Here is a 12,413-nt window from a genome sequence, read left to right on the forward strand (position 1 = left end):
TCATAACTCACCAAAGTCTTATCCGTTGCTCAGGGCGCTAAGAACTCGCTCTCGGTATGACTGCCCTATAGCCACCATATGCTCTCCAATTTTAATCTGGTTCCCCTCGATGTACTCAAACTTGGTCTTATTGATGATATACGACTTGTGCGTTCTCACGAATTGGTCATCTGGCAAATCAGTCAGAATACCTTTCATTGTAGTTGTGACAATCAATGTTCTATCCACTAAATGAACTTTGACATAATCCCCCAGCGCTTCGCAGTAAAGGATATTCTCAAAAGGCGTTCGATACATCTTTTTATCTGCTTTGAGCAAGATATAATCTTGTTCGGGGTCTTGCGTTTTTGTGGTACTCAACTTGGTCTTCACCTTGTTAATCGCTTGAACGAATCTTTCAAAAGCGATCGGTTTCATTAAGTAATCCACTGCACTCAGCTCAAAACCTTCCACTGCAAACTCGGGGTATGCCGTAGTAAAAATCACTTCTGGCTTTTGATTTAGTGATTTGTAGAAATTAATCCCGGAAAGCTTCGGCATATTGATATCCAAAAAGAGAAGATCGACAGTCTCGTTGGCAAGTATTTCCATTGCAGCGAAAGCATCCTTGCATTCCCCCACTAATGTCAAATCAGGATGATCGTTGGTGAAGGTCTTTAGTACATTTCGAGATAACGGTTCGTCATCTATAATCAAGCATCTAATCATTGGATCGTTAGTTTCACTTCAAATACGCTATCCGTCTCATTGACTTCAAAAATGTGTTTACCGGGATAGATAAGAGCAAGTCTTCGTTTCACATTCTCCAGACCAATACCTCCATACTTTCCTTCTTCCATATCATCCACTTGACCTTTGTTGTTCTTTAAGGTCAATTCAATTCCCTTACTAAGATCGAGTTGCAGATCGATGAATCCGTCATCAGAAACACCTTTAACGCCATGTTTAAAGCTATTTTCAATCAAAGGAAAAAAGAGCAAGGGTGCTATTTGTTTATCTGCCGGATCGCCAGAAATATTGAAAGTCACCTTGGTGCTTTGATCAGCCCGAAGTTTCTGCAGTTCGATATAATTTTCAAGCATCTCAAGTTCTTTGCTCAATTCCACTTTATCGTCACCCACCTCATAGAGCATATACCTAAGCAAATTCGATAATTCTAGGACAGTCTCAGCTGTCTGATCACTTTGGCTTAATGCCAATGAATAAATGCTATTCAAACTATTGAAGAGAAAATGAGGGTTGACTTGAGACTTTAGCGAGTTAAGTTCTATAGACAGTTTCTCTTTTTCCACCCTTTGCAATTGATACCAAGATTTCGAGAGTTTGAACAGCGTGGTCAGCACGAGGTAGATGAGAAAAACAGTGACCAATACCTCATAATCGGTAAAGGAAACCATATAATACTCTGTTGGGAGCAGTGGTAACAAAACCTCAAAAGTGAGCTCATGCAACCCATAGGTCGCTTGCATAAGCACTATCGCTAAGAAACCATACTGGAGATACTTGCCTTTCTGAAGAAATCGTGGAACAAGAACCGCCAGATTTATATATACCAGAAAGAAAAGTGGGATATGAAAAAGGCAGGAATAGAAGAAGTCGATGAACTTAAAAAAATTGGAAATAGAGAAGTAATCTCCAATTGCATAAATGGACAACACCCAGAAGACCGGGTGCTGTAACCATTTTGAGTTTATGATCTTGTAGAAGATTCTCATCCTGAAATTTTGCTGTAAGTATCAACAGATTCGAAAACCGACTCATCGTCAGAGTAGCGTTCTAAAAACTTCTGTATCTCCTTGGGTTGTGCAGTGATCAGGATAGTTCCATCAACATTCTCATGTCTTAGTCTGACCAAATTACTTTTGAACAGATCGGAAAGTTTTTCCAGATCAAATAGCGTAAGATTTAGCTTTTCGCTTGTCACATCCATTTTCATAAAAGTGTGAACTGGAAAAAGGTTCTCGCCAAAACCACCACTAGAGTACTCAGGCAGTGGATACAAGTCGAGAAAGTAGTCTTCTCCTATACGAACGATATGTGCTTGGTAAACAAACCTTTCATCATCATCCACAAAGGTCATTTTGTAACTCTCGTCTTTCACTATATAAGCTGTTCCTTGAAACTTAGTCTCTACTTTTTTAAGACTCTCATTAAGCTTCTTTATCCCTTCGCTGAGTGGACTCAGAGATTTTTCAACGTGGTTTTTCTCCTTACCTCCCCCTATGAGAGTATCATAGTGGGCTATTATAGCATCACGATCCGTGATCTTGACACCATTCCTTGTTATAGAGATTGAATCTCCCGATTTAATCGACCATCCATTGCCTGAGATGGAATCCGTATACTCACTTTCTACAGTAATCATTTGGCCATCCCTAATAGGCTCACCATCATGCAAAACTGCCTCGTTCTCTGTCATTCTTTCAAACGTGATATGATCGTCCTCGTCATCTCCGCTTTGCCATGTACCTTCTAGTTCAGGCAAGTACACCAAGGTGTCGGGGGTATAAATGGGAAATAAGGAGTAAACAACACAGGAACTCATGCAAACCATCAATAAGCTAAATGCTACGAGTACTTTAATTTTTCTTTTCATGACTTTAGATTTTATATTTTGAGTTTTTGATGACTCAAATGTGCAGGCTAAGTCGCACCTGCTCAAATTTTATCGGTGAACGCGATCATTTTCCGGTTGAACAAGATATTTAATTCTTTTTGGATGCCAACAAGCACAAGTATCGCTAATTCGATAACCTCCGCAATCATTATGGAGTATAAAGTCATATTTACTTTTATGAAGACCAAAACCCTCTTTGCCTTAGTACTCCTCTTTACCTGTATAACCTTTATTCAAGGACAAAACAGGGACATAACGATCGGGCAAACTCTAAAAATCAAATCCGAGGCTTTCAACGAGGAAAGGGCCCTGAGCATTTTCTTACCTGATGATTACGAAAGCTCAACAAAAGACTACCCTGTACTTTATTTATTAGATGGACAAAACTGGTTCTCGTATGCGGTTAGCATAAACCAATTGATGAGCCGATATGACTATGTACCTAAGTTCATCATTGTCGGTATCGAAACTAGCGACTCACCCCGCTTTGGTTTCTTTGCCAATTCAGGTAAGCTAGTTGACTTCTTGGAAAAAGATGTGATTACATATGTAGATGATAACTATCGCACAAATGACGACCGAATGCTCTTCGGATGGCAATTCGCAGCAGCCTTCACGGTTGAAACGATGATTAGAAAACCGGAATTATTCAAGGCCTACTTTGCTGCTAGCCCTATCCCATTAAACGATCAGCGATTAGATGCTTTTTCAAAGCTGTTAAGCTCCAAGCCGGAGCTTGATCAAACGCTCTTGTTCACCACTTCACTCAATGAGAATGGTGTCGAAGCGAACGTACAACGCCTAGCAAGCATTATTGAAGACAAAGCTCCCACGCATTTTTCCTGGGAATACAAGGTCATGAAAAACGAAGAACTTCCTGCATTAGGCCATACAACCACTCCACTGGGAACCATCTATCACGGACTTCGAAACCACTATGCAGACTATCCTTTACTGGAGTTCAATACGATAGAAGACTTTCAAGAAGCCGGAGGACATGATCATGTTCAGTCCTACTACCAGCAAAGGGCTGAAAAGTATAACCTGGCTCCAGGAATACCCCATGAGGGCAAATTCTTTTTAATCCGTCTGGGGATGGATGCAGACCATTATCCAACTTTCGAGAGGTTCATGAACGAATTCATTGAAACAGATTTTTTAGGAAACATAAACCTGGGGTGGAACACGCGGTATGCCGAGTTCTACTTAAAGCACAACAAGCCCAATGGCGCTAAGGTTATTTACGAAAAACTGATTGAGCGATTCCCGGAAAATGCCAGGCCAGTCAACGGACTGGGAGATGCATTTAGAGCCGAGGGCAACCTCATTGAGGCAAAAAAACACTATTTAAAGGCAATTGAACTAGCAGAAAAAACGCAAGACTCCAGGCTCGAAGCTTACAAAAAAGACCTTCAGGATATTGGAAGATAACATGTCCTACAAAGCGCAAATAGTCAAAGCCGAAGGTCTTTTAAAGGAGGCAATGCTAAATGCTGACTTTCTAACTCTAGAGTCACTCCTGCACGATCAATTGAGCTTTGCCATACCTACAGGAGAAGTTATCACTAAGTCGCAAGAACTTGACAATTACAAGTCGGGGCGAATGAAAGTTTATGACATAGATATCTTTAGTCAAGAAGTGAATGAAATTGGTGACACCATTACTGTCGCTGCCTCAGTACACTTGAAAGGTGCCTACGATACCGTCCTTATCGATGGAAAATTCAAATTCATTAGAGTTTGGAAAATGACTGAAGGCGGTCCCAGAATTATCGCAGGCAGCAGTACTTCAATACCAGAAGAAGGGTCTATTTAATATCAAAATTCAGAAACACGGTAGGCGTAAAAGGAACTCCTACTGTATTGATCACATTGCCATCAGGAACACTCACAGACTGATTGAGTCGAATGTTACGGCTATTGAATAGATTCAAAAATGATATACCAGCTTCGACATTTGTATTTGCTAACTGATATCGATATTGAAAGGCTAAGTCCGTTCTCCAATACGGCTTAAAGTCCTCCATATTTCGAACAAAGGTATTGTCAGAAAAGCCAGAACCATAAACATTCGTAACTGACAATTCAAATGGACTCAAGTCAAAAATAGCAGTTGCCTTTAACTCATGTCGCTGATTCTGTGGTGCAGGCCGATACTGACTTACTCTGCCACCATTCCCAAATCTCTCTTCAACCTTCGACAGTGAGTACGAAAGCCAAATCACATGATCATTGATATGTTTTCTCACAAATAGGTCAATACCCTTGGCTTTGGATTCTCCCTCACCTATTACAACCGTACCTCGTCTGTCAAAAAAATATCTAGTAAACCCAGAGGTGGTCTTTACAAAACCTTCCAGACTAACTTCAAAGCCTTTATCTCTAAAGCCTAAGCCGAGCACATTGTGTACAGACTCTAATATGGGTATTGTATTCCCGTTAGATACTTGCCAAACATCGGCCCTATTACCTAACTCATCGATCACCGAGTTTCTGGAAATGAATTGATTGTAATGGCCCCACCCAAAATGAGCATTCCATTTTTCAGATAAGTCAAACTGCCCATTTACTCGAGGTTGCCAGTAAACATTATTCCCCTGTGAGGGCAGTTCAGCCTTTAGCCCCAATTGCAGTGTAAAGCCCTGCCCCAATTGAATCTGATCGTGTGCATAGAGAGAAACTCGTATGAGTTGCTCCACTGAAGCAGCAAAAAGGGAGTCGCCCTCATTGGTCTTAAAACTGGCTTCATTGTCTACATGCTCTAGGTTTACCTGAAGTTGATGTGCCTTAGCTGCCGCAAATGTGTGGGTAATTCTGCCTCGGTTTTCAACGATCGGATTACTCCAATTGTCAGCTCTTAAATCCACAACAGGGGCAAGTACATTTCTGTTGATAAAGTAGTTAGTACCCAGCTTTGGCGTATATCTACTAGTGGAAAGGACAACAGATGAAAGTCCTCCCTTGGGCCAGTTTTTTAAATACTTGAGTGAACCACCAATCTGCTCTGATTTGACTTTGATATCTTGAAATAGCTGTAGTCGTGTGGATCGTGTTCTGAGGGTTCCTTTGTAAGAATCTGTACTGATTACTGAACTAATCTCCAATTGATCACTGGGGCTTAGGCTAGATGAAAACTTAAAGTGTAAATCGCTGTAACTATATCTGGGTACGATCAGACTTGTATCTTCATCGAAGTTATCGGAAGCCAAGGCAAGCTCTTGTGTTAGTGTCTTTCGTCCTGCTACTTGAAAGGAAGAAGAGCCCTTGAATAATGGCACATTCACATAGGCATTCACCAACTGATTGGTGAGGCTTCCGCCCAGTTCCAGTTGATTGGTATTTCCCGACTTACCATCAATCATAACTACACCACCAACCCGATCTCCGTAAGGCACATTATATCCCCCTTTGTACACCTCCACATGTTTTATCATATAAGGGTTCACCCTACCCATATCATCATTGATGCCCCAGCTATTGAACAGACTGACACCATCGTAGATCACGTGATTTTGTCCGGCATAAGAGCCCCAGATCACAAAATCAGCAATGGATTCTCCTGCTGCCGTAATGCCGGGGTATTGCCTCAGGTTATTGAAAATTAGATTATTACTTAGACCTGCCACTAGATTGTTACCGACATCGTTCAACTGGATGTAACCACTCTTCTCACCGATGTTGGTGACGGGTGCACTACCTCTGTCGCCTGTAACCACTATCTCATCTAAAGCCGTAACACGCGGTAAAAGGCTGATTTGTAATACTTCCCCATGGCTCAGCAGTGTATCGGCTTCATAGTAACCGAGGCTTCTCAGTTTAATGTTTTCTTCAGAGGCCAAGGACTTGAAAGAAAACCTCCCATTTTCATCTGTCACTAAGCTTCTTTCAGAAGTATACAATACGGCAAATGGCAATGGCTCATCAGAGCCTTGTTCAACTGCTCTGCCTTGAAATAGGTATTCTATTGGCTTTGGCTCTGCTTCTTCGAAAACACGGAAGCTGTAAACATCACCAATCCGCACCACTTCCAGACGGCACTTAGCGGCCAATGCGTCTAAGGCCAAGTCAATGGTTTGGAAAGACTGGTTGATCGTTATGGAGCAAGCATTGGAAAGTTTAGAATTGATAGAGACCTGAACATCAAATCGGTCATTTAAATCCAATAGGATTTCATTCAACAATTCGTCCTGATAATCAAGACGAATAGATTGGGCGATTGACTTAGTGGTACAACACAAAGCCAGGACTAACATGAGTGCGAATCGTGTCAAGTCATTTTCTTTTGATCAAATACGTTTTCCCTCTTTTGGTGGAAGACAAGTTATAGTTTGGAAGAATAAGCTCCAGGGCGTCAACAGCTTTTTCTGGCCTTTTCATAACACCTGTATGTTCCTCATTGGCTATACTCGGGTCTTCCAACTCAATGGTGATATTGTATTGTCTTTCAAAGTCGGCAAAGACTTTTGAAAGTCTTGTTGTATTGTAGTTAAACTCGTTGTTTCTCCAAGCCAATATGGCTTCCTTCTCAGCATTGGAATCTTCTTTTTCAAGTTTTTCAATATTGAGTTTGACTGACTCACCCGGAAGTAAGACTACCTGATCTGAGAACTTATTACTTACACCCACTTTTCCAGTCTCACAAAAAACCTCATAGTCCAAACCTCGGGCATAGATGTTGAACTTAGTCCCTAAAACTTCAGTCACCCCAAGGCTTGAATAAACTGCAAAGCGTTCCCCTTTTTCGACTTCAAAGAAGGCCTCTCCGTCTAATTTGACTTTCCTATCAAACTTCCACCAGTAGGGTGCATACTTGATGGTAGACGCTGCATTCAAATGCACCTGCGATCCGTCTGGCAATACATGACTTATAAATTCTCCGGCTCCCACCGTTACGGTTTTGGTATAGAATCTAGCAAAAAGACCATAGCTCAAGAGCAAAACCATGGAGGCAGCGATGCTCATAGAAACCCAGTTCATACGAATAACTCGGCCTTCTTTCACAGGCTCAGTCTCGCTTGAATTATTCTCAATCAAATCATCTAAGTCTGCCCAAACGTCATCTTTTGACTTGGCATAGGAAAACTCCAGCTTAGAGAAGAGTGCTTGCTCCTCAGCCGAAGTCAAATCCTTATCTCGCTTATTATTTTCCATGATTCAAAACTTGTCTTAATTCTTGCAGTGCCAATGTCATCCGTTTTTCGACTGCCTTGACTGATATATCTAATTTCTCTGCGATTTCGGTATACTTTAAGTCCTCCATTCTACTCATTAAAAAAACCGCTCTTCGTTTTTCGGGTAATCCTGACAAGGCCTTCTCATACCGACTTTTTAGTTCTTGATAGTTAAAATCATCCTCTGTCTGATGACTGCCCTCCTTCCATGAAAGTGAAAGCCTGTACTTACGCTCTGCCTTTGCCTTTCTGTATTGATTAATCCAAAGGTCATTTGCCATTTTGTAGATTAACCCTTTCGTTCTATCGCCTTGATATTCAAAATTCTTCTCCCACAACTTCACAAAAGCCTCTTGAACAATATCCGTTGCCAGCTCTGAATCGCAGCAACGGTAGTTCACATAGTTCCGAATTTCTTCGAACCAGCTGTCAAAACACTTTTTAAATTCTTGTTTGGTCAAAGGATGATAATTTAAAGTAGTACGGCCAACTGACCGCACTACCCTAATCGACACTCAACTTTAAACTACAACATCTACTTTTAGACAGTTACTAGTTATCGCAGGTTTCTTTTGCCCTAAGCATCTCCTCATCGCTGTTGACGGTGACAGTTGTACCATCTTCAAAGGTGATGTCTACAGGGTAAACGAGATCGGGTCTTCCTTCAGCATCTGGATTGGCACGATACCATTGTCTTATCAGTGTCCAGTCTTGTCGTGAATCCAACACAATTTCAGACTCGTCAGGCATCACAAAGCTGATAGGAAAGTTAAAGGCGAAACATCTCCCATCTGCCGTATCTACTTCACAGCTTGCTCGGGCCCTAATCAGTTCTTCCTTATTATTGATTGTGATGACGGTATCTCCATAAAGAATATCAATTGGATAGTTGAATACAGGTCTGACATCCGCGTCTGGATTCTCCTTGTACCAGGCTCTCACTAGTCTCCAGTCAGATTTACTTTCTAATGTGATACTTGTGCTATCGGGAACCGTCACTGAAAGTGGGAACACAAAATCAAAACAGTCTCTCGCTTGCCTTCTCTTTCTTCTTCGGCTTAAAAAGTCTCTTATTGACCTTAACTCTCTACCTGTTAGATCAAAGAAGATGACCACTATCTCGCCTACCCTTGTGCCACCAGCCCTCATAAGTGTGACCGAAAACCCTAATTCTGGTGCCATTGCCGCGCTTGATACTACACTTTCAGAAAAATCAGTTTCAATGATCGAAACAGAATTCGCAGGTAGTGTGGATGGATCTACCTCAACTTTGTTACTCGCTACTTCTATGGCCGCAATCAACGCGTCATCTTCCAAAGCGGGATCTGCCCCCTCTTCGTTTTCACAGGAATACACACCCAATGCAAAAATTACTGCGATAAGGGGTGATATAAATCTTAACTTCTTCATGCTTTCTAGTTTATACGATGAAATATTTACCCTTACACCGCAGCCACCAGACCTTGCCCTACTTTTATTTTCAGAAATTTTAAAAAAGTTTTAAAAAGAGCTCTCTAGCATAAAAAAAGCCTCTTTTAAAAGAGGCTTTAGATTTTAGGTTTTCATTTGCTTATTCTTGCTTGAGCGATTTAACTGGATTGACTGTGGCGGCTTGATAGGACTTTGCTGTCACAGTAAGTACACCTATTAGAAGTGCCATTACACCAGCGATGATAAACACCATAGGATCAAGCGAGGTTCTAAACTCGAAATTGTCGAGCCAGTTTTGCGTCACCATAAAACCAAATGGGATAGCCACTATAAAGGCAATGAAAATCAGCTTTGAATAGTCTTTAGACAAAAGCATCAAGATTTGTAGGACTGACGCCCCGTGTACCTTTCTTACCCCAATCTCTCGTGATCTTTGCTCAGCCGAATAAGAAGCTAGACCCAAGAGTCCTAGGCTGGAAATTAGGATCGAGATGAGTGCAAATATATTGGCTAGTTTGCTCACTGTCTTTTCATTTCTGTAGCTTTCCTCATAGGCCTCGTCAATAAATTGATACTCGAATTCAGATTCAGGGCTTAGACTAGCTGTAACTTTCTCTATAGCGCTAATGGTTTCGCTCATATTGTCTCCAATTCTTACTAGAACCACATTTGACCGCTGTGGATCGATACACGTTATGATTAATGGCGCAATGGGTTCATAGAGGTTTCTCATATGGAAGTTTTTAACCACGCCTATAATTCTTCCATCAATTCCCCAAAAGGATAATTTTTTACCCAGAGGGTCATCGAAACCCATCATTTCGGCAGCCACTTCATTGATAATAAAGTTGGTGGAGTCCTCTAGTTGCAAAGAGAAATCACGGCCTTGAAGCATTTCCATACCCATGGTAGAGATTAAGTCTTCATCTGTGAGCATGACATTGACTTCATACCCATCAGCCGGATTTTTACCTTCCCAATTCGTAGAACTTGTCGATCTACCATAATCCAACGGGTTTCCAGAGGCAGCACTCACAGCCTTCACATCTGGAAGCCTCATTAACTCGCTTTTGTAAGTATCTAAGCGACCTAAAATACCTTGGTCAATACCAACAGCCAGAAGATTGTCTTTATTAAGTCCCAAATCCTTATTGAGCACATAATCGATTTGTTTGTAAACTACTGTGGTTCCAATAATAAGTAGTGTGGATACCGTGAACTGAAAGATTACAAGTCCTTTTCTAAAATACGCTGCATAAGAGGGCTGCTTCATAGTCCCCTTGATGGACTGAACAATGCTAATTGCTGGTAGCAATACTGCCGGATAACTTCCTGAAACAAGTCCTACTGAAAAAATCAGGCCTATAAGAAAATACCAAGTTCTTTGATCTGAGAAGTCGACACTCAATTGCTTGCCCACCAGATCGTTGAAGTATGGCATTGCCATAATTACCACAAACACCGATATGGTTACTGCCACTGCGGTTAATAGAAAAGCCTCGAAGTAGAACTGTGTACGAATTGACTTTTTTGGAGCTCCCATGACTTTTCTCAAGCCTATTTCCTTAGATCTTCGGCTAGACCTTGCGGTGGTCAGGTTCATGAAATTGATACAGGCCACAATCAAGATAAAAATGGCTACAATGGTCATGATTCTCACAAAATCAATTCTGCCACCAGAAACCACACCATTATCAAAGTTTGAGTAGAGGTAAGTGTCTTCGTACTTATAAATTATCACCTCCTCGTCTCCAGCATTTGGATTGCCCACCGTATGGTCTTTAATCTCCATTAAGATCTTATCCGAAACGGTTTGAACCTTGCTCTCATCAGAGATTCTCAAGAACGTTTGAAAACTTCCGTTACCCCAATCATTTACCCATGGATTAACACCAAAATAGGCTTGAGCATTCATTAACCAATTGAAATCCATAGTAGACTTGGCTCCCAAATCTTTGAAAACCCCACTTACTATGGCATCCATGGCATCTTCAATCCTAAGGACTTTACCAATGGCTTCATTTCTCCAATTATCCCCAAAGTACTTGAGTGCCACACTTTCAGAAACCAAAATGCTATTGAGTTCGGTTAGAGCGGTGCCCTTATCCCCTAAAATCAAGTCAAAGGTGAACATATCGAGGGCCTCTGGACTGGCAAAGCTGCCACTCTCATCTACCAACTGGTCTCCCAACTGGATTTTAAGCTCCATCGATTGGCTTAACCATACCACTTGATCCACTTCGGAATATTCCTCTCTGACCAAATCGCCTAGCGGCTTAGGAGTAGAAGTGGTAGTAGACACCATACCATTAGACTGCTTCATATTCCTGAAGGCTTGGTAAATCTCGTCTCCGTTGGCATGAAACTTATTGATACTTCTCTCATCATCGACCCACATCAAAACTAGAATACTAGAGGCGATTCCGACTATTAGACCGAATAAGTTCAGGAAAGTATAGCCCTTATAGCGAAGGGCATTTCTGAATGCTATTTTTAGATAATTACTTAACATGTTGTATTGGTTTAGACCTTTGTTGAATTCCACTTGTTTGATAATACCAGGGCGAAAGAGTAGCAGTACATCCAGATAAAACCAGAACCTTGCTTTGACCTTACTCTCTTCTTCGCGCATGGCAAACAGTTCAGACAAATCGCCTTCTACATCCTCAATAAGCTCGGGGCTGCAGAACCACTTCAGAAAGCGAAGCGGCAATTTTGGGAGAACTGTTTGTAATGAATTGTTCATGCGAATTTGAAATCAAAAGCCATGGAGGGGATTGCTTCCCATAACTTGCTTCTATCTTCCATCACCTTTTCGAGTGCTTTCTTTCCGTGAGGCGTCACTTTAAAATAGCGTTTGCGTTTTCCTCCCCTAACTGCGGAGGCCTCTCCAAACTCAGATTTAAGAAAGCCCTTTTTCTCCAAGCGGCTTAAAGCAGTACGCATGGCACCAACACTGACTTTTCGCCCTAAACGCTTTTCAATGTCTTCTTTAATTGAAATACCGTAGGCATTTTCATAAAGTACCGCCACCGTAAGTAAGATGACTTCTTCAAACTCTCCTATCGAATACTTACCCATAGAAATTGATTTAAGTCCTAAAAGTAATTAAAATATATAAGTCCTAAACGCAGTCTTTATTATTTAGTTCCAAAAAGTAAAGAGCACTCATAAAAAAAAGGCCCTCCTAAGAG

11 protein-coding genes are annotated in these 12,413 nt (G+C 41.4%); 2 read left to right on the plus strand and 9 right to left on the minus strand.

Annotated elements, in window-relative coordinates; genetic code table 11:
* Positions 1 to 18: 18 nt before the first annotated feature.
* From J4E76_RS07135 to J4E76_RS07145, 3 genes are read right to left on the minus strand one after another with little or no spacing between them, the layout of a single operon-like run.
* Positions 19 to 708: a LytTR family DNA-binding domain-containing protein gene (locus tag J4E76_RS07135; protein ID WP_208502503.1), complete on the minus strand. Its 690-nt coding sequence runs from the start codon at positions 706 to 708 to the stop codon at positions 19 to 21.
* Entirely contained in the window at positions 705 to 1,715 is a 1,011-nt protein-coding gene (locus J4E76_RS07140) for a sensor histidine kinase (RefSeq protein WP_208502506.1), read from the minus strand. Before J4E76_RS07140 ends, J4E76_RS07135 begins: the two co-directional genes overlap by 4 nt.
* On the minus strand, positions 1,712 to 2,596 hold the full coding sequence (locus J4E76_RS07145; protein WP_208502509.1) for a hypothetical protein: 885 nt from the start codon (positions 2,594 to 2,596) through the stop codon (positions 1,712 to 1,714). Before J4E76_RS07145 ends, J4E76_RS07140 begins: the two co-directional genes overlap by 4 nt.
* 123 nt (positions 2,597 to 2,719) lie before the next feature.
* Between J4E76_RS07145 and J4E76_RS07150 the strand changes: the two genes are divergently transcribed.
* Both J4E76_RS07150 and J4E76_RS07155 read left to right on the plus strand, forming a co-directional pair.
* Positions 2,720 to 4,048 carry an alpha/beta hydrolase-fold protein gene (locus tag J4E76_RS07150; protein WP_208502511.1) on the plus strand — a complete coding sequence of 443 codons (1,329 nt, stop codon included), beginning with the start codon at positions 2,720 to 2,722 and terminating at the stop codon, positions 4,046 to 4,048.
* A 1-nt stretch (position 4,049) separates the two neighbouring features.
* A complete protein-coding gene (locus J4E76_RS07155; RefSeq protein WP_208502513.1) occupies positions 4,050 to 4,433 on the plus strand; it encodes a nuclear transport factor 2 family protein in 384 nt (127 codons plus the stop codon).
* On the opposite strand, the gene J4E76_RS07160 is transcribed toward J4E76_RS07155, so the two are convergent.
* From J4E76_RS07160 to J4E76_RS07185, 6 genes are all read right to left on the minus strand, one after another.
* Positions 4,426 to 6,888 carry a TonB-dependent receptor plug domain-containing protein gene (locus tag J4E76_RS07160; RefSeq protein ID WP_208502515.1) on the minus strand — a complete coding sequence of 821 codons (2,463 nt, stop codon included), beginning with the start codon at positions 6,886 to 6,888 and terminating at the stop codon, positions 4,426 to 4,428. The two genes, J4E76_RS07155 and J4E76_RS07160, sit on opposite strands and share 8 nt — an antisense overlap.
* Before the next feature lies 1 nt (position 6,889).
* On the minus strand, positions 6,890 to 7,768 hold the full coding sequence (locus J4E76_RS07165) for a FecR family protein (protein WP_208502517.1): 879 nt from the start codon (positions 7,766 to 7,768) through the stop codon (positions 6,890 to 6,892).
* The gene (locus tag J4E76_RS07170; protein ID WP_208502519.1) at positions 7,758 to 8,249 is read right to left on the minus strand and encodes an RNA polymerase sigma factor; all 492 of its coding nucleotides are present in this window, start codon (positions 8,247 to 8,249) and stop codon (positions 7,758 to 7,760) included. The genes J4E76_RS07165 and J4E76_RS07170 overlap by 11 nt, the downstream gene beginning before the upstream one ends.
* Before the next feature lie 91 nt (positions 8,250 to 8,340).
* Positions 8,341 to 9,198: a hypothetical protein gene (locus J4E76_RS07175; protein ID WP_208502521.1), complete on the minus strand. Its 858-nt coding sequence runs from the start codon at positions 9,196 to 9,198 to the stop codon at positions 8,341 to 8,343.
* A gap of 160 nt (positions 9,199 to 9,358) precedes the next feature.
* Positions 9,359 to 11,965 carry an FtsX-like permease family protein gene (locus tag J4E76_RS07180; RefSeq protein ID WP_208502523.1) on the minus strand — a complete coding sequence of 869 codons (2,607 nt, stop codon included), beginning with the start codon at positions 11,963 to 11,965 and terminating at the stop codon, positions 9,359 to 9,361.
* A complete protein-coding gene (locus tag J4E76_RS07185) occupies positions 11,962 to 12,300 on the minus strand; it encodes a PadR family transcriptional regulator (protein WP_208502524.1) in 339 nt (112 codons plus the stop codon). The genes J4E76_RS07180 and J4E76_RS07185 overlap by 4 nt, the downstream gene beginning before the upstream one ends.
* Positions 12,301 to 12,413: the final 113 nt, after the last annotated feature.

The organism is Roseivirga sp. E12, assembly GCF_017592825.1.
Classification (GTDB): Bacteria; Bacteroidota; Bacteroidia; order Cytophagales; family Cyclobacteriaceae; genus Roseivirga.